Genomic DNA, 17,815 nt, shown 5'->3' on the forward strand with positions numbered 1-17,815 from the left:
GGTTCAAATTCAGTTGCACTCTTCCTCGACGAAAGTCACCAATTGCTTGAAAAGCCTGATCGCTTCTGTAATTTCAAGCCGATAAAACATCTCTGTCCCTTTCTTTTGAACGTTTACCAGGCCCGCTTGTTTTAATATTTTCAAGTGATGAGACACCGTAGGTCTAGACATGGGAATATGCTCGGCAATTTGTGTTACATTCATGCTTTCCTTGTCGATGAGAAGAGCTACGATTTGCTGCCGAATCGGATCACCCAAGCCTTGGAAGTATGGACTTAACTCCATAAATAGTTGAATCGCTTTTTCATTGCAGGTTGGATTCGTCATTGCACACTCCGTTAATAAATTTAATCATTTAAACCAAAGTATATGGGTTCTTCCTTATTTTTGCAAGCGATAAAAGAGCTAACTTTAGTTAGTGTCAGAAGGAATTTGGCTAATGATATCATGATTTATGATTGCTATTTAATCAGGCAGGATATCAGAAAAGTACAGCGATTGCTGCAAGGAGGATTATGGTACATACCAGACCTTTTGAACACGAGCAAGACGAAGCATTTATTTGGGAATTGTACTGTTCTACGAGAACCGAAGAAATGGCACTTTGGGGTTGGAGTGAGTCGGACAAGCTTGCTTTTTTACAGTCGCAGTATGCCATGCAGCAGCAATCTTACCAAATGCAGTTTCCCGCTCAAAATCATCAAATCATTCTCCGATCCGGGCAGCCTATCGGTCGTTTGATCACGGATGCGAGCGGAGATGCACTGCATCTTGTTGATCTTTCTTTGCTGCCTGCTTATCGGGGACAGGGTGTTGGTTCTAGTATTATTGGCGATTTGCAAAAAGAGGCTCAAGCTTTCCAATTACCGATCCGTTTACGTGTTTTACAAGGGAATCCCGCCTTTCGATTATATGAACGACTTCATTTCATCGTGACAGACTCAACGGGGCTGTACATCCAAATGGAATGGCAGCCAGTTCTGCAAAAATGACCTATCTGTTCGTTCGACAACGGAAATTACCACTTTATATAAGGAGGAAGCAACATGGCAGAGCCATTTCTTGGAGAAATCAGGATGTTTGGAGGAGATTATGCACCACAAGGATGGGCATTATGCGAAGGACAGATTTTATCTATTTCGGAATACGACACGTTGTTTCAATTGATTGGAACCACATATGGCGGGGATGGACAAACGACTTTTGCGTTGCCTGATTTACGGGGACGTATCCCGCTTAATCAAGGGAAAAATCCGAGTACAGGAACTACCTACGTGATGGGTGAAAAAAATGGTGTAGAATCCGTCACCTTAACCGTTTCACAATTGCCTGCGCATACGCATACGGTCCATGCATCATCGCAGCCAGGAACGCAGAACAGCCCTGCCAATGCTGTATGGGCAAAGAATACGCAGCTTTATTCAACAAATACACCTGATGGATTGATGAACGCCTCCAGCTTGAGTACTGTAGGTGGAAATCAACCACACAGTAACCTGATGCCGTTTACGGTTATTAATTTCATCATTGCCCTGTATGGGATTTATCCGCAACAAAATTAATATGCCAATCGAACAGGAGGATTTTACATGGAACCATTTCTTGGAGAAATTCGATTTTTTCCCTTTCCATTTGCGCCACAGGGTTGGGCTTTGTGTAATGGTGCGGTGTTGCCTATCAGCAGAAACCAGGCACTGTTTTCCTTGTTAGGAGTTGTTTATGGAGGGGACGGGAAAAACACGTTTGCTTTGCCAGATTTAAGAGGACGTGTCCCCGTTCATAAAAACAATCAACAGGATCGTCCAATCGTACCGCTTGGGATGTCAGCCGGAGAAGAAACGCATGTATTAACAACAAACGAGATACCTGCCCATACCCATACGGCTACTGGCTCGAATGCAGTTGCCAGTGAAAAAACTAGCCCTGGGAACTACTGGGCGCAAGCATCCACCACAACCTATGGGACAACCCCTGATACGACGATGAGTGAGAGCGCGTTGCAAACGGTAGGAAACAGTGCACCTCATACGAATATGCAGCCGTATTTCGTCGGGAATTTTTGCATCGCGATTCAAGGGATTTACCCGTCAAGAAACTAGAGGAGGCACTCTCATATGGATCCGTATATTGGAGAAATTCGTATCTTCGCTGGCAACTTCCCGCCAAGGGACTGGGCTTTTTGTGATGGACAATTGCTTACGATCCCTTCCAATCCTGTTTTGTATTCGATATTGGGTACAAAGTATGGCGGAGATGGCAAGACCACATTTGCACTTCCTAATTTAAGAGGAACAGCCCCGATGAACCAGGGGGCAGGACCTGGCTTGACACCGCGTACGGCAGGTCAGACAGATGGCGCTGCCAATATAACACTGCTGCAAAACGAAATTCCGGTGCATACGCATGTTCCAAATGCGTGCTCAACGCCTACAGGGGATACGCCAACAGGGGCGAGTTGGTCATCCACTGGTGGCCGGGGAGGTATCATTCCTTACTCCAGTACGAGTGATGGGACACCGCTTAGCCCGCAAGCAATTGGAACCACAGGCGGGACTCAGCCTCATAATAATATGCAACCTTATCTCGGACTCTCGTTCATCATTTGTGTGGAAGGCGGAGCTTTTCCGTCGAGAGGATAGAGACTGTATCTTGGACGCCCGCTGCTGTGTAGCAGAAGGCGTCTTTTTTGAATGACGGTCACAGCTCTTCTTCCATCTTTTCCTACTTTTCGTATTCTTCTTGCGAGATATATGCATTATAATGGATATGTCCGTGATACTAAACGATCGCTTGGAGCAGAACGATCGCAGAGGATGAAGCAGATGACGAAGATAGAAATACTGAAAAGCATGTTGACGAGCGACCAACGCAACGCGCCAGTATGGCTGTTATTAGGATTAGAGCATGCTGAGCAAGGGGATCGTACGGAGGCTTTACAGGCATTTACGCAGGCTCTTGCCTATGGAAATGAATCGATGAAGGAAAAAATTGTGATCGAACTCAACAAGCTACAAAAGGAATCCCCATATTCGCGGACGTTAAAAGGGATCAATCAGAAGGATTCCTCTACATACACTACGATGTTTTCACCTAAGATACGCGTCATAGAAGGGGGCAAAGGAAAGACCACCGCGAAATCGGTTCAACTCGTTGAGAAAACGGCGGGCTTTGGAATGGTCGGCGGGCTTGGACGAGTAAAAGAGGCAATTTTTCAAAGACTTCTACATCCTATTTCGCAACGGTTGCCTCAAAAGAAAAGTACCATATTACTTTACGGACCATCGGGATGCGGAAAATCTTTGCTGGCAAAAGCAACCGCAGAAGAATGCCAGGCTCATTTTTTCTCCATGGCGATCACAGGCAGTCGAAGTATGTATACGCCGTCAAACAGGCCGTTCAACATCCATGACTTACTGGCAACAACCCCTGCCAATAAACCGTTTCTGTTCTTTTTAGATGAACTGGACGCTTCCAGCCATTACGAAGAGCATGCGAACTCCTCTAACAGACAGGGGTTCGATTCCAAATGGCTTCAGCAGATAGCGGAGGCAGGCGAGTACGACGAACGATTTGTCCTGATGGGTGCAACCAACGTCCCGTGGGAATTGGAGCCATCCATGCTCCGAGCAGCCGGCTTTGATCACTGGATTTTTGTCGGACCGCCAGATCGGCAAGCACGGGAGGATATTTTTCGCTTAAAACTGGAGGGCCGTCCCACTGAGATGCTCGATTATGGGCAATTAGCAGGATGGACAGAGTTTTATTCGGGGGCAGACATTGAATATGTAGTGGAGCTCGCAACGGAGCAGGTATGGCATGATATTGTAACAAAAGGGGTCGATCGCCCGATTCAGATGAGCGATCTACGGGAGGCCATTGCAGCTACCTATCCAACAACCATTGAGTGGTTGAGGACTTTGAAAGAACATTTGAAACAAGTGGATTACCATGGGATTTATGATGAAGTGTGGGACTACCTGTCTCTTCATACTAGGATCTGAATCAACGAAAAGACTGTCAGCTCTCTATCAAGCTGCGGTCTTTTTTTGGTAAAAATGTTAGAATATTGACTCAATATAGTCTTTTCTGTACGCTGAGTATAGGTATGAACAGTTGCTGGAAGGTGGAGGATACATGATGAAAATAATAGATATATCCCGTCCGCTCATGGCAGGTATGCCGACCTGGCCAGGGGACACTCCCTTTCACTATGTCGTAAACTGGCCCAAAGCGGAGAGCGGATCGGTCAATGTCGGTAAAGTAACAATGAGTGTTCACACAGGCACCCATGTGGATGCTCCGTTTCACTTCGATGACGTTGGCCGAAAAATAGCTGAATTGCCTTTGGACTTGTATATCGGAGAGACAAGGGTAGTAGAGCTTACTGGACGTTCCAGCATTGGCCCAGAAGATTTTGCCCAGGTTGATCTGGAGGGGGTGGAACGTTTGCTGCTCAAAACATTATCATGGAGCGCCCCCAATCAGTTTCCGTCATCCATCTGTCATCTGCGAGCGGATTTGCCAGCGTTCCTCGCCCAAAAAGGCATTCGGTTGATCGGAGTGGATGTCCCATCTGTCGATCCGTTGGACAGCAAGGAACTGGCCGCTCATCACGGGCTTCACGAGCATGAAATTCATATTTTGGAGGGGCTCCTGCTCGATCATGTCGAACCGGGTGATTACGAATTGATCGCACTGCCACTGCTTTTGATGGAAGCAGATGGAAGTCCGGTACGTGCAATCTTGCGTCGTTCTTAAGGCTGCATATTGATAAAGCAGTGATTTTCTCGAATAATAACAGTGTACCACTATAACCATCATCACGGCGTAGGTAGGAAGGGAATGAAAAAGTAGATGGAAGCGATGACCTTTGTCCTTTTTGGCGCGACAGGAGATTTAGCCAAACGCAAAATTTTCCCTGCGCTGTTTAACTTATATGTAGATCAAAAATTGCCTGCTGCCTTTTCGATTATCGGTGTGGGGAGAAGGGTCTGGTCTGATAACGAATTTCAGGAATCTGTTCGTCAGTCTGTCCATGAGTTTTCTCGTCGTGCCCAGATTGATTCCCGCGAACTAGACGTTTTCTTGTCTGCTTGTTGCTATGCGGAAGTAGATGTCATGGAACCACGTGCTTATGTAACGTTACATGATCTGGTCCTGAAAAAAGAGCAAGAGCTGCAGATCCCGCAAAACCGGATGTTTTACTTGTCAGTAGCCCCGCAATTTTTCGAGGGAATTGCTACCAATGTCAAGGCCAGCGGATTGGGCTCAACGACAGGCTGGAAGCGTCTGATCATTGAAAAACCGTTTGGACATGATTTGCAATCAGCGAAAGAATTGAATGAAAAGCTGGGGAAAGCATTTTCGGAAGAAGAAATTTATCGCATTGACCATTACTTGGGAAAACCGATGGTTCAAAACCTCGAGGCTCTCGAATTTGCGAATCCGGTCTTCCAGGCTCTCTGGAATAATCAGTACATCGCAAACGTACAAATTACGGCGAATGAAACGGTCGGCGTTGAGGATCGGGCTGGATATTACGAGCCAGCCGGGGCACTGCGCGACATGCTTCAAAATCACATGCTCCAAATGCTCATGATCTTCGCTATGCAGCTTCCGAAGCGAATCACGTCCGCCCATATCAGAGAAGAAAAGCGCAAGGTGATGGCAGCCGTGCGTCCGATGATGAAAGAAGAAGTCCACACACACGTTATTCGCGGTCAGTATAGCGCAGGACATATTCATGGGACGCCTGTGGCTGGCTACAGGGACGAGCCTGGTGTCGATCCCGTTTCGATGACAGAAACGTATATTGCCACGCGTGTCTGGATTGATGATCCGTTTTGGAAAGGGGTACCTTTTTATATTCGCACGGGGAAAAGACTGCAAGAGAAATCAACCAGGATCGTCATTGAGTTTAAAAATCCGCACAAAAAGCTATATCAGGAACAAAATGAAACGCCAGCGCCTAATTTGTTGATCATCAGCGTGAATCCGAACGAAGGTATTGCTTTGCAGGTAAATAGTAAGAATCCGACAAATAGCGGTAAGATTGAACCGGTGACGGTAGATTTCAGTGCAGGGACAAAAGACGTACCAGAAGCGTACGAGCTGCTCTTGGTCGATGCACTCCGAGGGGATTCCACTTACTTTGCGCATTGGGATGAGGTCCGGCTGTCATGGGAGTGGGTGACACCGATTTTGGAAGCCTTTGCGGAAAATTCGGTGCCGCTCTTTACGTACGAAGCTGGCTCATTCGGACCGAAGGCCGCAGAGCAATTGCTTGCAGCAGACGGATTCGTGTGGTGGCTGGATAAGGTCGAGGAACGAGTGCCGGTCACTGCAACGAGATAGAAAAAAGAAAAGGGAGCGGATGAGATGCGATTTGGCGTAATTGGAACGAACTGGATCACCGAGGAATTTATCCAGGCTGGTCAAGAAGTAGAAGGATTTTCTCTTCAGGCTGTTTATTCACGTACCATCGAACGCGCCAAGGAATTCGCTGACAAGTACCATGCTCCATTCGCCTATAACAGCCTGGAAGAAATGACTGCAAGCAAAAATGTGGACGCGGTCTATATTGCGAGCCCCAACTCCTGCCACGCGGAGCAAGCGATCCAGTGCATGGACGCGGGGTTACACGTATTATGCGAAAAGCCACTGGCTTCGAATGCGTTTGAGGTAGAAGAAATGATCCAAGCAGCGAAAAGAAATGACGTGCTGCTCATGGAGGCTGTCAAATCTACTTTGCTGCCCAATTTTTTTGCGATACAGGACAACCTGTACAAGCTGGGAAAAGTACGGCGCTTTATTGCTAGCAATTGCCAATATTCTTCGCGTTATGATGCGTATCGCGAAGGAAAGGTTTTACGTGCTTTTGATCCTGCTTTTTCAAACGGAGCCTTGATGGACATCGGAATCTATTGTCTTTATCCGCTACTCATCCTTTTTGGCAGACCAGATGACATCAAAGCAGAAGGAATTGTGCTTGATTCTGGTGTGGACGGAGAAGGCAGTATGCTTTTGAAGTATCGAGAGATGGATGCAATCATTAGCTTCTCGAAAATTACTACCTCCTATCAACCAGCAGAAATTCAAGGGGAGGACGCTACGATGGTGATCGACCGAATCAACCATCTCAAAGAAGTGGACATTCGTTACAGGGATGGACGAATCGAGCAAGTGACAAGGCCTCAACCCCCAAAGACCATGCATTATGAAATAAGAGAATTCCTACACTTGGCGAGAAGCGGGGCCAGACAGTCTGCAACGAATTCGCATGAAGTATCCAAAATGGCCATGCAGGTCATGGATGAAGTGAGAAGACAGATGGGGATTGTTTTTCCAGCGGATCGAAAAAAACAGTAGGCAAAGGGAGGGCGTTGGGGATGAAAATGTATGATGTAACCGCCACCGTGTTCGAAGGAATGACGGTGTATAAAAACAAGCCGGAAAAGCAGCCGAAAATACGAACCGCTACCAATGGCTATGTAACAGAATCGAGAATCGACATGGACCTTCACTCTGGTACCCATGTGGATGCTCCCCTGCACATGGTGAATGCTGGCGATACATTTGAGAGTATTTCCTTGGAGAAGCTAGTGGGCAGTTGCAAGGTTCTCGATCTCACAGCGGTAGAGGACAGGATCACTCGCTCCGACTTAGAGAGCTTCGATCTTGTGCGAGGAGATTTTGTCCTGTTTAAAACGAAAAACTCTTTTGAAGAGGCGTTCTCTTTTGAATTCATCTTTCTGTCTGAAGAAGGGGCAGAGTATTTAAGTGAGCTGGGTGTGCGGGGCATTGGTACCGATGCACTTGGAATCGAACGCGCCCAGGAAGGACACCCCACACATAAAAAGCTGTTTGCAGCGGGAGTCATTGTCGTGGAAGGATTGCGGCTAGGAGAGGTCCCACCAGGCGAGTATTTTTTGGTAGCTGCACCACTCAAGCTGATCGGCACGGATGCAGCCCCGGCAAGGGTCCTACTGTTTGAAGGCTTACATAGCGTATAATGGTGACGGTCACCCGCCTGTGAAGATCAGGCGGGTTCGTTCGTATTGGACAAGAAATGCTTGGCTGAGGATGCATAGTGGTATAATTTGTCTATCCAAAATGAATGAAGAGGAGTGGGAAATGCATGCTCAAACGACCAGAGCAGGATGAATACGCTGCATATTTTGACTATTATATTGGACTTGTACCGGAGGGGGATCTGCAAACGATCCTTACACAACAAGGAGAGAGGCAAGTCGCATTATTTTCGTCACTTGCGCCTGAGCAAATTGATTATCGGTATGCACCAGGCAAATGGTCGGTAAAAGAGGTTTTGGGTCATCTCGTCGATACAGAACGCATCATGAGCTATCGCTTGCTGAGAATCGCGAGAGGAGATCAGACACCCCTCGTTGGTTTTGATGAGAATGCTTTTGTCGAACACGGGTGTTTTCAGCGAAGAGACCTCTCTGATTTAGTGGAAGAGTATAAGGCTGTTCGGGCTTCCACCATCGCGCAGGTTCGCGGAATCTCCCCAGAAGCGTGGTTGCGTACAGGACTTGCCAACGGAAACAAGCTATCTGCAAGGACGCTGGCCTATGTGATTGTTGGACATGAAGCTCACCACAGAACCATTTTGAAAGATCGGTATCTAGGGTAGGTCTTGTATGGAGAGATTACAGACAATTGATTATGTTTCGCCACTCGGCATCTTGGAAATCAGTGGGACAGAAGACGGGGTATGTTCGATCATGTTCACAGATCGGGACGAACCCATTTTGCTTGAACAAGTAGACAAATGCCTAGAGCCTCTCCTCGTTTGTCGGCAACAACTGGACGAATATTTTTCCGGCGAGAGACAGTCCTTTTCTGTTCCCCTGTGTATGAAAGGGACAGACTTTCAGAAAACAGTCTGGCACACATTGATCACTCTTCCCTATGCGCACAAGATTACGTACAAGGAGCTAGCCGCGTTGATTGGGAAGGAAAATGCGGTGAGGGCTGTCGGGAATGCCAACGGAAAAAATCGGCTGAACATCATCGTACCCTGTCACAGAATTATAGGAGCAAACGGGAGTTTAACAGGCTATTCGGGTGGCTTGTGGCGAAAGGAATGGCTACTGGCCCACGAACAATGTTCACAAAATAGGGAAAAATAAGGTAAAATCTGAGGGTAGTAGTGAGAATAGACAATTTCATAGAGGGAAACAGGTTCCTTATGGCGTGCGATGATGCAACTTATGATTTGCCAATGGTGCGGATATGTCGAGGAAAAAGAGCTGCCTGAGGAATGCCAGGAGGGCGGGTTTCATTGCACTTGCTGCAGTATGGAAGAGGTAGAAAGCCTGGCCAAATCAGCTTGCAATCAGAAAAGAAAGAATTTTGTTGACGCTTGCCTTGGAATTTCTTAGAATAAAGCTCAACAGCATAAATGGTTCTTATCCAGAGAGGTGGAGGGTCTGGCCCGATGAAGCCCAGCAACCGTTGCATATTGCGACAAGGTGCCAATTCCTGCGAGACGTTTCGTCTCGATAGATAAGAAGCGGGTTACTCCATTAGTAGATGAACCTTCTTCTTAGCGAAGAAGGTTTTTTTCAATTTCATATTTTCTTTATCCAGAGAGGTGGAGGGACTGGCCCGATGAAGCCCGGCAACCGTCACGCATATTTTGTGACAAGGTGCCAATTCCTGCAGGACATATACGTCCTGGTAGATAAGGAGGAGGAGCAGTAGCTGCTAACAAGCCTTCTTCTTATCGAAGATGGCTTTTCTTTTTATCTAAAATTCGGGGTATGGGGTGGTCAGGATGAGTGCAGAAGTGGTACGCGTGGGATTATTGGGATTGGGGACAGTGGGTGGAGGCGTAATCAAAACGATCCGTTCACAACAGGAGAAGCTGGCTTCTCGTCTGGGTAAACGAATTGAGATCGTCAAGGCATTGGTGCGTGACTCGGAAAAAGAGCGGGCGGTTCCTATCGACCCGACTTTACTGACAACAGACTTTGAGGATGTATTGAATAGCGATGTGGATATCGTGGTGGAGGTCATGGGCGGTGTAGAACCTACCTATGACTACGTCCGTGCTTTGATCGAAAAGGGCTGCCATGTAGTAACTGCCAACAAAGAACTTTTGGCGAAAAAAGGAACAGAGCTAGTCGATTTGGCCAATCAGCATCAAGTGCATCTTGCCTATGAAGCGAGTGTGGCAGGGGGCATCCCGATCTTGAGCGTGCTCCGGCAGTTCCTGCGCACGAACGATATTCAAGGCGTTCGCGGTATTCTCAACGGAACAACGAACTTCATTTTGACGAAAATGGAGGCAGAGCAGCTCTCTTACCAGGAGGTGCTCAAGCAAGCGCAGGAGCTGGGCTATGCGGAAGCAGACCCTCGTTCGGATGTAGAAGGCTTTGATGCTATGTACAAGTTGTATATCTTGGCACAGCTTGTTTACGGAGAATCATTGCCTTTAGCAGATGTTGTTCGCAAAGGAATTGCAGATTTGTCAGCAGGTCACATTCGGATTGCGAGCGAGCTGGGATACCGGATCAAGCTGATCGCGCAGGCCTATCAAGCTGAGAAAGGAATTCGCCTATCTGTTGAACCAACCATGCTTCCGCTGAGCCATCCGTTGGCGCAAATCCACGACGCGTTTAATGCTGTACAGCTATCCGGCAACATCGTGGGAGACTTGTTGTTTACAGGAAGAGGGGCAGGAGAGCTCCCTACAGCGAGTGCTGTCGTCGAGGATTTGGCCTATTTATTGACACAGCCATTCACACCGCATCCTACCTGGAAAGAAAAAACGGCTCCCAAAGCTGGTGTCACGGTGGACTCGGAAGAACACGTCCTGTGTTATCTGGAGGGCTCATGTCATACTGCTACGCCAGACCGTGTCTTGCATTTCCTTCAGCAGGCAGGAGTCAACGTGCATAAACTTAAAGTCCAATTCGACTTGGGAGGCGTCTTGCGCGCAGGTTTGATCGTGACAGGAATCAGTGAAGAGCACGAGTCCCTATTGAAAAATGATTTTGGCTTAGAAGTGCGCTGCTTCCCCATTATCGAATCTGCGTAAGAAAGAGGAATCATAAGAAGAAGAGCCGTATCTCTAGTTAGCTAGAAACACGGCTTCTTTTGTCAGGGGGCAGTCTCCACCGCTTTTGCACGCGGCTGTACACGCCCGTCGCTTTGGATGTCAACCCTTTCAGAAATGGATTCAATGCGTTTTAGCAGGGCAGCGCCGTTGCTTTCATTCATGGGTACAGCTTGTCCCAATTCTGCGTGAAACGGAAGCATCGTCAGCTCACAATCACCACTTTTCGTACAGCTTGCTTGCAGAACCATCGTTTCCCAAGTCTTGGGTTCGTTTGATCGTGTGAAAATGAAATTGCCGAGACTGTACGCAATCCATTTTTCGTTGTATCGTTCAAAACCTTGCAGGACATGAGGATGACCGCCAACAATCAAATCTGCACCAGCATCGATGTAGGCACGAGACAACTCTTTTTGATGATCGACAGGATAATCGGAGCGTTCCTTGCCCCAGTGTGCAATCACCACGACGAGATCCGCTTGGTTGTTCGCATCTTGGATCGCTTTCACTGCTAGCGTAGGATCATAGGAAGCGGCCATACCCGGCTGGGAATTCCCTGCATACCAGCTCGTTTCGGGAATGACCCTGCTGAAGCCGAGAATCGCGATCTTGATGCCGTTCTTTTCTATCAATACAGGAGAATAGGCACGGCTTGCATCCTTTCCGGCGCCGACGTATTCAATCCGGTTTTTGTCCAAAGCGTCAAAGGTATCCAGTAATCCCGGAACTCCTTGGTCCATGGAGTGATTATTGGCGAGATTCACCACATCAATCCCAGCGTTTTTCATGGCAGGAACAGCAAGTGGCGACGATTTGTAGACATACGCCTTGTTCTGTGCAGCAACACCTGTTTCGGTGATCGGTGTCTCCAAATTGGCAATCGTGATATCATCTTGCAAAAAGAGCGAGCTTACATGCTTGTATGGGTAGTCATAGCTGTTTGCGAGTAAGGTTTTCTCTACATTTCCTGACATCATAATGTCACCGACAAAGGTGAGCTGCACAGAAGCCTTTTGGTTCACGGTATTGTCAGGTGCAGGCTGCGTGTTCGGGTTGGTATGTTCTCTATCCATGGCAGTTTGGAATAGGTAGTAGGTTCCGACGACGAAGATGGCCAACACGCTAAAAAGGAGCGTGCTCTTCCCAACACGTACCCATTTTCTGCGTGAGTGCTTGCGCCGAGCTTTTACCCGGCTTGATCTGGTCTCGTTCATTTTTCCCCCTTGTCTTTCTATCCTTACATCAATGAGTTTTGATATCCTATAAGTAATACGAAAAGAGGCGAAAAAAGGTGCGATTAACTTTTGATCATTTGGTTCATTTTGTACAGCGAACTCCTCAGGAAGCATCGGAACAATTTTGCCAGGCGGGTTTTCATGCGGTAGCCGGAGGGCGTCATGCGTCTTGGGGGACATGGAATAGCCTTAGTTATTTCGGGCTTTCCTATGTTGAATTTTTGGCGGTTGAACACGAGGAGCTTGCTCGACAATCAGATAATCCACTCGTACGTCAATGCATCGAGGACGAAGCAAAGGGAGAAGGATTTGGCCAGATTGCGCTTCGGACCAGCGAGATGGATGCGTGGGCAGAGCGCCTGCGAAGCCAAGGTTTGCAGGTGACGGGACCTGTTGCGGGAAGTCGTACGCGTGATGATGGCACGACCCTTCGGTGGCGGATGTTGTTTCTCGAAGATACAGATAGTGCTCTTCTACCGCCATTTCTCATTGAATGGTCGCAGACAGATGAAGAAAGAATAGAAGATTTGACAAATCGTGGTATCATTGGTGCACATCCGAACGGTGCAGCCCATCTCCAGTCAGTAGGCTATGCAGTAAAGGATCTGGAAGAAGCAACAGCCCGTTGGCAAAGCTGGTTTGGATGGAAGAAGAGCGAAAAATTCCACGATAAAGAACTGGGGGCCATCTGTCAGGCATTTGAGCTTCCGGGTGGAAATGTAGTACTTTGCCAACCGACTGAGGAGGGATTGGCGCAGACTGCATGGAAAAATCGTGGGCAGAGACCGTTTTTTGTGAGGCTGACAGGAGCGAGCAAGAATAGCGAGTATAAGATTGGTGGAGGATCTTACTTTCTAGCAGCGCTGGAATAGTTGTTTGGAAGAGAGGGAGGCGGTACCAACGCACCGCCCGTCATGTAGATCGTTTCATTATCTACCAAGCCTATTCATTTTGTTTTCAGCAGTTCCGTTCGTCTCTCGTAAAAGTACATTTGGAACAAGACGAATATATAAGAGTTCCCCAATAAGTTCTACAATTGTTTGCGTTACGATTACAGCAGACACTACCCCGTTTAGAGGTTCAGGTAGCGCCAGTGCAAGAGGTAGAACGACAAGAGAGTTACGGGTTCCTGCGCTAAAGATAAGAGCCCGCCCCGCTCCGGTATCTAAACGGAATATACGAGAAACGATACGTGCAATCAATGGTGTAATGGCCATATATGCTACATAGACGGGAATCACTTGGCTAATAAAATGATAAGAAGTATATAGTTTAGAGATTTGGGATGCAACAACAATAAAGAGGGTTAGTGCCATAAAAGGCACGGGAAGCCATGCTGTCGCATCAAGAAAACGTTCTCCGTGTGGTTTGCGTCTTGACCACCATTGAGTAAGGAGAGCAAGTCCCAGTGGAACAACAATAAGGCCTAAAAATGCTTCGAGAAACGGCCCGACACTCACAATTTCTGCTGATGTCTTGCCCATAAAAAGCGCTAAATAAATTGGCAATAAAAGCATTTGTGTGACAAAGAGTATAGGGGTCGAAACCAAAACAAGCTTTTCGTTCCCTCGACCAAGATGTGTAAAGACAATAACATAGTCAATGCAGGGGGTAAGCAAAACAAGAAGTACACCTAATAATATTGCCGGATCGGTTGGAAGAAACCGAGTTAACCCCCAAACCAGAATAGGTACAGCTATGTAATTCGTAACAAGTAGCGCATAGATGAACTTTCGATTCGCCAGTGCCTCTTGTAAACGAAAAAACGGTATTTGAGTAAACATTCCATACAGTAAGATGGCAAGTATGAACGAAATCATACGATCTAAGCTTTCACTGGATTCTGGCCACAACAACCCAGTTCCAGCGGCAATCATTAGTACGAAAGCATAGAGCCAAACTTGATTCTTTTCTAATTGCTCTCTTGAAATCACTTCTTGTACTTCCCCTTCCTAACACGAACCCGTATTTTCTATCTTCTTCAAGCATGCCGACCATGTGAGACCTTTACAGCTTAGCCCACTGTCTAGTATCTGTATCATCGAGTTAAGCTGTTTTTTCTTCTCCTCAGTTAGGAGCGTTTTTGCTTTGCGATCTGCTCCCACCGCTCGGAAAGGGGATCACGGGTATCAAAGCCTTCTAGCAAAATAGCGATTTCCTGAATGCTAAAGCCGGTGCGTTCAAGTAGTCGTTTTGTCATACCGGCGTTGCCCAATGCTAAGTCCAGCCATGACTTACCCCTTGACTTAACGTTAACTTTAAGTTTTATGATCAATTATATCTTGTTACCAAAGGGGAATATAGTATTGAGTAAAGACTCAGTCTATCAAGGCTGGAATAGTCGTTTAGAAGAAATGGAGGCATACATATGGGATCACCCCGACATATTGTGTCCGCAGCAGCGATTATCATCAATGAGCGTCAGGAGATTTTATTGATCAAGGGTCCGCGTAGAGGCTGGGAAATGCCTGGTGGCCAAGTAGAGGAGGGCGAATCTCTTGCACAGGCAGCCATTCGAGAAACAAAGGAAGAATGCGGCTTGGAGATTGAAGTGACGAAGTTTTGCGGTATTTTTCAAAATGTTAGGAAAAGCCTCTGCAATGCGTTATTTTTAGCCAAGCCGGTGGCTGGAGAATTGATCACGACTCCGGAATGCTTGGAGGCAGGCTTTTTTCCGGTAGAGAAAGCTCTGGAGATGGTCACCTGGAAAAACTTTCGGCAACGCATTGAGCTGTGTTTGCGAGAAGAAGAGCATCCGTTTTATGTAGAGTTTTGATCCGAGGAACCGAAAATGAAAGAAACCACCTCGCAATGGAGGTGGTTTTCTATTAGGTACCAAACGTCTTTTTGGTTAAATTCCGGTACATCACCAGCATCGCGATGCGCCAAGGTACGAGCATACCGAATGCGAGCAAGAAGAACAGTCCACCCGTTTGAATCGGTGTAAAGCTATCATTGATCAGCAGTTTAATAATCAGCCGGATGACCAACAGACCGGACAAAATAAAGAAAAACGCACGGGACCGTTTCAAATACACATCTTGCCCAATGATTTCGAAGCGTGACGTCATAATCAGCGGAATCGAAAAGATAAGCCCAACCACAAAGGCAGCAATATCAAACTTGGGCGGTAATTGCGCCTCCGGGAACAAGAACATCGCAAACCCTGTCGCCATAAAGAAGGGTGGCAAAATAATGCTTTTTGCAGAAGCCGGCTTTTTTTGCCGACGCATTCTCACAATGATCACTGCAATAGCCATCACGAGAGGCAGCAGGATTCCCAAAATGGGAGAGGAAAGGATCTGCATGGAAAAACGCCTCCATAAGTGTTCAACATACTTCCACTAGTGTACACCAAAGTATGGTCTATGGGAAAGCGTTTGTCATGGTACGTTTCCAATACTAGGCAGCTGCTTCATCGTGGGACCGTACATCCAGCTTATGCTTTTTGCTGTAGAAGAAAGTCAACAAGCCAAAGAGCAATGTCACCGAGCCGATGAAGAGGAGGTAACCGCTAATGCCGAGAAGGTCCAGCCCAACTCCTGTTATCGCAAGAGCCAACAAGAAGAATCCACGATCCAGCATGCTTTTGAAAGAAAAGAATCGCCCTTGCTGGTGTGGAGGCAGGCGCTTCTGGAAAATCGTTGCCGTGACAGGGAAGAAGAAAGCAACGACAAATCCGAACACCGAAAAGGAAGCAAGTACCATGAATTTGTTATCGGCGAATGACATGCCGAACTGGGACAGCGCGAAGAAAAAGAGCATAATGGTGGACGCTGCCACGAGGTTTCTGCGGCCTATCCAACGTTTTGCCAAGAGCCCCCCAATCAAAATGCTGATTCCTTCTGCTGCATAGATCCATCCCATGAGCTGCGGTTCCTGTTGCAGCTCGCTAAAGTTCAAGATCATCAGGTTCACACCGCCGAGGAACAAGGTGATCAACCCGTTATTAATCAATCCGACAAACAAGGCTGGGTCCTGTCGCGAGATCGTCAGTACTTCGCGAAACTCCACTTTTTCCTGAATCTTCCGAGAAGTGACTGGCGGAATGCGGAGAAAGAGCGTGACGACAGCGAGTACAGCGTACGCGATGATGGAGCACACATACAGCATGGACAAGTCCATGGACGCAACGAGTATTCCACCGATTGCCGTTCCTCCAATGCGCGAGAGGGTAGAGATATTTAAATATGCGCTGTTCGCCTTGAGTAACTCGTCCTGGGAAAGGATGGCTGGCAAGGAAGCCTGTACGGTTGGAAAATAAAACGCAGCAGAGCATTGCATCACGATCAAAGATACAATCATCCACAGAAGAGAATCGTTTGCAAGAGCTGGGAACATGAAGACTGGGCTGAGTGTTCGGACCAGGCTGGCAAATAGCATGATCCTGCCTTTGTCGTACATGTCGATTACCACACCCGCTTTAGGGGCGAGGAGGATGCTGACCACCAATCCACACATCAGAATCAAGCCCTTCACCGTATCAGAAGGAACGAGTTTCTGCATGAACGAAAGATTGGCAATAATCGAAATCCACATGCCCGCTCCCGCGACGATCTCTCCGCTCATTAAAAGCAGAAAGGTACGATTACGCCATAACATGAGAGCCACTCCACACATTCGTTAGATAGGTAAAAATTTGAACAGATCCATTCAGTTGATAAAAATCGATTTCTCTAGTATAGCATTCATGCAAACGCTTGTATATTTATTGTCTTTGTGGGTATTCTTCGCCTATATAACGGACAAACTAACGCAATACTGCGGCCATTACGCCCAAAAGGAGCTATTCGTAAATGGCGCGAAAACGAACGATGCTACTGTTAATTGTGTATGGATTTGCTGCGACACTCACGATCTTTTACGGACTGGTGGAAAAGCATAGCGTCATTGTCACGTTCTTTACTTTCCATGTGCTCGTTTGCATCTGTATCCCCGCCCTTCACGGATGGTGGGAAGGAGATTTGCGAAAGCACTGGCGTTTAGCGTGGGGAAGTTTTGAATGGCAGGGTACTTTATACGGACTGGCATTTGGCGTTCTTATGTTGACAGGAGTGCTGGCAGGGCTTTGGTTGCTCCTGCAAGAACCGGGAAGAACTGAAGCCGTTCGAACAGGTATGGAAGCATGGGGGATTGAACGCCGCTGGATTTGGGTTTTTTCCTTCTACCTCATTTTCATTAACTCACTACTGGAAGAGTTGTTCTGGCGAGGCTTCGTATTGCAGCGGTTGCGCGCATCCTTGTCCCGCTTGATGTCCATTTTTCTTTCCAGCTTTTTTTATTCCTTGTATCACCTGATTATCTCTACGATCCTATTTGGTTTTCGAAACGGCTTGCTCATTACAACGATGGTTTTTGGTGCAGGGTTGATTTGGGGATGGATGAAAGGAATGTTTCCTTCGATTTATCCAAACTGGATGAGTCATCTGTTCGCGGATTTGGGTCTCGCACTAGCTGTGGTTCTCTGGATTTATTGATCGGATAGGAGGGAGAAACT

At 47.2% G+C, this 17,815-nt stretch carries 21 protein-coding genes and 2 riboswitches; of the genes, 15 read left to right on the plus strand and 6 right to left on the minus strand.

Annotated elements, in window-relative coordinates; genetic code table 11:
- Positions 1-9: 9 nt before the first annotated feature.
- On the minus strand, positions 10-327 hold the full coding sequence (locus tag HP568_RS08140) for an ArsR/SmtB family transcription factor (RefSeq protein WP_173628829.1): 318 nt from the start codon (positions 325-327) through the stop codon (positions 10-12).
- A 188-nt stretch (positions 328-515) separates the two neighbouring features.
- Here HP568_RS08140 and HP568_RS08145 point away from each other — a divergent pair, with 188 nt between their 5' ends.
- From HP568_RS08145 to HP568_RS08200, 12 genes are all read left to right on the plus strand, one after another.
- On the plus strand, positions 516-992 hold the full coding sequence (locus HP568_RS08145; protein ID WP_173628830.1) for a GNAT family N-acetyltransferase: 477 nt from the start codon (positions 516-518) through the stop codon (positions 990-992).
- Positions 993-1,046: 54 nt separating this feature from the next.
- Positions 1,047-1,562: a phage tail protein gene (locus HP568_RS08150; protein WP_048033686.1), complete on the plus strand. Its 516-nt coding sequence runs from the start codon at positions 1,047-1,049 to the stop codon at positions 1,560-1,562.
- Between the two features lie 27 nt (positions 1,563-1,589).
- Complete coding sequence (locus HP568_RS08155; RefSeq protein ID WP_173628831.1) at positions 1,590-2,099, plus strand: phage tail protein; 510 nt, start codon at positions 1,590-1,592, stop codon at positions 2,097-2,099.
- Between the two features lie 15 nt (positions 2,100-2,114).
- Positions 2,115-2,639 carry a phage tail protein gene (locus HP568_RS08160; protein WP_048033684.1) on the plus strand — a complete coding sequence of 175 codons (525 nt, stop codon included), beginning with the start codon at positions 2,115-2,117 and terminating at the stop codon, positions 2,637-2,639.
- Between the two features lie 183 nt (positions 2,640-2,822).
- Positions 2,823-4,001, plus strand: a complete 1,179-nt coding sequence (locus HP568_RS08165) for an ATP-binding protein (protein WP_173628832.1) — start codon at positions 2,823-2,825, stop codon at positions 3,999-4,001.
- Positions 4,002-4,137: 136 nt separating this feature from the next.
- Positions 4,138-4,758, plus strand: coding sequence for an arylformamidase (kynB, locus tag HP568_RS08170; RefSeq protein ID WP_173628913.1), 621 nt, complete (start codon positions 4,138-4,140; stop codon positions 4,756-4,758).
- 96 nt (positions 4,759-4,854) lie between these two features.
- On the plus strand, positions 4,855-6,354 hold the full coding sequence (zwf, locus tag HP568_RS08175) for a glucose-6-phosphate dehydrogenase (RefSeq protein ID WP_173628833.1): 1,500 nt from the start codon (positions 4,855-4,857) through the stop codon (positions 6,352-6,354).
- A 24-nt stretch (positions 6,355-6,378) separates the two neighbouring features.
- Positions 6,379-7,368 carry a Gfo/Idh/MocA family protein gene (locus HP568_RS08180; RefSeq protein ID WP_173628834.1) on the plus strand — a complete coding sequence of 330 codons (990 nt, stop codon included), beginning with the start codon at positions 6,379-6,381 and terminating at the stop codon, positions 7,366-7,368.
- Between the two features lie 20 nt (positions 7,369-7,388).
- A complete protein-coding gene (locus HP568_RS08185) occupies positions 7,389-8,012 on the plus strand; it encodes a cyclase family protein (RefSeq protein WP_173628835.1) in 624 nt (207 codons plus the stop codon).
- A gap of 125 nt (positions 8,013-8,137) precedes the next feature.
- A complete protein-coding gene (locus HP568_RS08190) occupies positions 8,138-8,653 on the plus strand; it encodes a DinB family protein (protein WP_173628836.1) in 516 nt (171 codons plus the stop codon).
- A gap of 7 nt (positions 8,654-8,660) precedes the next feature.
- Positions 8,661-9,152 (plus strand): methylated-DNA--[protein]-cysteine S-methyltransferase, encoded by a 492-nt coding sequence (locus HP568_RS08195; RefSeq protein ID WP_173628837.1) that lies wholly within the window; start codon positions 8,661-8,663, stop codon positions 9,150-9,152.
- Positions 9,153-9,428: 276 nt separating this feature from the next.
- Positions 9,429-9,535: riboswitch (SAM riboswitch) on the plus strand.
- A gap of 66 nt (positions 9,536-9,601) precedes the next feature.
- Positions 9,602-9,713: riboswitch (SAM riboswitch) on the plus strand.
- A gap of 86 nt (positions 9,714-9,799) precedes the next feature.
- Positions 9,800-11,065: a homoserine dehydrogenase gene (locus HP568_RS08200; protein WP_048033675.1), complete on the plus strand. Its 1,266-nt coding sequence runs from the start codon at positions 9,800-9,802 to the stop codon at positions 11,063-11,065.
- Between the two features lie 62 nt (positions 11,066-11,127).
- On the opposite strand, the gene HP568_RS08205 is transcribed toward HP568_RS08200, so the two are convergent.
- Complete coding sequence (locus HP568_RS08205) at positions 11,128-12,297, minus strand: CapA family protein (protein ID WP_173628838.1); 1,170 nt, start codon at positions 12,295-12,297, stop codon at positions 11,128-11,130.
- A 77-nt stretch (positions 12,298-12,374) separates the two neighbouring features.
- Here HP568_RS08205 and HP568_RS08210 point away from each other — a divergent pair, with 77 nt between their 5' ends.
- Positions 12,375-13,190 (plus strand): VOC family protein, encoded by an 816-nt coding sequence (locus tag HP568_RS08210; protein ID WP_173628839.1) that lies wholly within the window; start codon positions 12,375-12,377, stop codon positions 13,188-13,190.
- A gap of 57 nt (positions 13,191-13,247) precedes the next feature.
- Here the strand turns inward: HP568_RS08210 and HP568_RS08215 are convergent, their stop codons facing one another.
- Together HP568_RS08215 and HP568_RS30005 are read right to left on the minus strand one after the other, a co-directional pair.
- On the minus strand, positions 13,248-14,252 hold the full coding sequence (locus HP568_RS08215; RefSeq protein ID WP_173628840.1) for an arsenic resistance protein: 1,005 nt from the start codon (positions 14,250-14,252) through the stop codon (positions 13,248-13,250).
- Positions 14,253-14,389: 137 nt separating this feature from the next.
- Positions 14,390-14,518 (minus strand): hypothetical protein, encoded by a 129-nt coding sequence (locus HP568_RS30005; protein WP_256434912.1) that lies wholly within the window; start codon positions 14,516-14,518, stop codon positions 14,390-14,392.
- A 168-nt stretch (positions 14,519-14,686) separates the two neighbouring features.
- On the opposite strand from HP568_RS30005, the gene HP568_RS08225 reads away from it, so the two are divergent.
- Entirely contained in the window at positions 14,687-15,094 is a 408-nt protein-coding gene (locus HP568_RS08225) for an NUDIX hydrolase (RefSeq protein ID WP_173628841.1), read from the plus strand.
- Positions 15,095-15,146: 52 nt separating this feature from the next.
- On the opposite strand, the gene HP568_RS08230 is transcribed toward HP568_RS08225, so the two are convergent.
- Complete coding sequence (locus tag HP568_RS08230) at positions 15,147-15,626, minus strand: CcdC family protein (protein WP_048033670.1); 480 nt, start codon at positions 15,624-15,626, stop codon at positions 15,147-15,149.
- Between the two features lie 94 nt (positions 15,627-15,720).
- The gene (locus HP568_RS08235; RefSeq protein WP_048033669.1) at positions 15,721-16,920 is read right to left on the minus strand and encodes an MFS transporter; all 1,200 of its coding nucleotides are present in this window, start codon (positions 16,918-16,920) and stop codon (positions 15,721-15,723) included.
- Between the two features lie 194 nt (positions 16,921-17,114).
- Between HP568_RS08235 and HP568_RS08240 the strand changes: the two genes are divergently transcribed.
- On the plus strand, positions 17,115-17,795 hold the full coding sequence (locus HP568_RS08240; protein ID WP_048033668.1) for a CPBP family intramembrane glutamic endopeptidase: 681 nt from the start codon (positions 17,115-17,117) through the stop codon (positions 17,793-17,795).
- The last annotated feature ends 20 nt before the right edge of the window (positions 17,796-17,815 follow it).

The sequence above is a fragment of the Brevibacillus sp. MS2.2 genome, assembly GCF_013284345.1.
GTDB lineage: Bacteria > Bacillota > Bacilli > Brevibacillales > Brevibacillaceae > Brevibacillus > Brevibacillus brevis_C.

Bases quoted from the DNA above. Each gene is read 5' to 3' on its own strand.
- HP568_RS08155 (WP_173628831.1), top strand. From the start codon at position 1,590: ATGGAACCATTTCTTGGAGAAATTCGATTTTTTCCCTTTCCATTTGCG.
- HP568_RS08200 (WP_048033675.1), top strand. From the start codon at position 9,800: ATGAGTGCAGAAGTGGTACGCGTGGGATTATTGGGATTGGGGACAGTG.
- HP568_RS30005 (WP_256434912.1), bottom strand. From the start codon at position 14,518: ATGACAAAACGACTACTTGAACGCACCGGCTTTAGCATTCAGGAAATC.
- kynB (WP_173628913.1), top strand. From the start codon at position 4,138: ATGAAAATAATAGATATATCCCGTCCGCTCATGGCAGGTATGCCGACC.
- HP568_RS08235 (WP_048033669.1), bottom strand. From the start codon at position 16,920: ATGTTATGGCGTAATCGTACCTTTCTGCTTTTAATGAGCGGAGAGATC.
- HP568_RS08180 (WP_173628834.1), top strand. From the start codon at position 6,379: ATGCGATTTGGCGTAATTGGAACGAACTGGATCACCGAGGAATTTATC.
- HP568_RS08165 (WP_173628832.1), top strand. From the start codon at position 2,823: ATGACGAAGATAGAAATACTGAAAAGCATGTTGACGAGCGACCAACGC.
- HP568_RS08185 (WP_173628835.1), top strand. From the start codon at position 7,389: ATGAAAATGTATGATGTAACCGCCACCGTGTTCGAAGGAATGACGGTG.
- HP568_RS08225 (WP_173628841.1), top strand. From the start codon at position 14,687: ATGGGATCACCCCGACATATTGTGTCCGCAGCAGCGATTATCATCAAT.
- HP568_RS08195 (WP_173628837.1), top strand. From the start codon at position 8,661: ATGGAGAGATTACAGACAATTGATTATGTTTCGCCACTCGGCATCTTG.
- HP568_RS08150 (WP_048033686.1), top strand. From the start codon at position 1,047: ATGGCAGAGCCATTTCTTGGAGAAATCAGGATGTTTGGAGGAGATTAT.
- zwf (WP_173628833.1), top strand. From the start codon at position 4,855: ATGGAAGCGATGACCTTTGTCCTTTTTGGCGCGACAGGAGATTTAGCC.
- HP568_RS08240 (WP_048033668.1), top strand. From the start codon at position 17,115: ATGGCGCGAAAACGAACGATGCTACTGTTAATTGTGTATGGATTTGCT.
- HP568_RS08230 (WP_048033670.1), bottom strand. From the start codon at position 15,626: ATGCAGATCCTTTCCTCTCCCATTTTGGGAATCCTGCTGCCTCTCGTG.
- HP568_RS08145 (WP_173628830.1), top strand. From the start codon at position 516: ATGGTACATACCAGACCTTTTGAACACGAGCAAGACGAAGCATTTATT.
- HP568_RS08140 (WP_173628829.1), bottom strand. From the start codon at position 327: ATGACGAATCCAACCTGCAATGAAAAAGCGATTCAACTATTTATGGAG.
- HP568_RS08205 (WP_173628838.1), bottom strand. From the start codon at position 12,297: ATGAACGAGACCAGATCAAGCCGGGTAAAAGCTCGGCGCAAGCACTCA.
- HP568_RS08160 (WP_048033684.1), top strand. From the start codon at position 2,115: ATGGATCCGTATATTGGAGAAATTCGTATCTTCGCTGGCAACTTCCCG.
- HP568_RS08190 (WP_173628836.1), top strand. From the start codon at position 8,138: ATGCTCAAACGACCAGAGCAGGATGAATACGCTGCATATTTTGACTAT.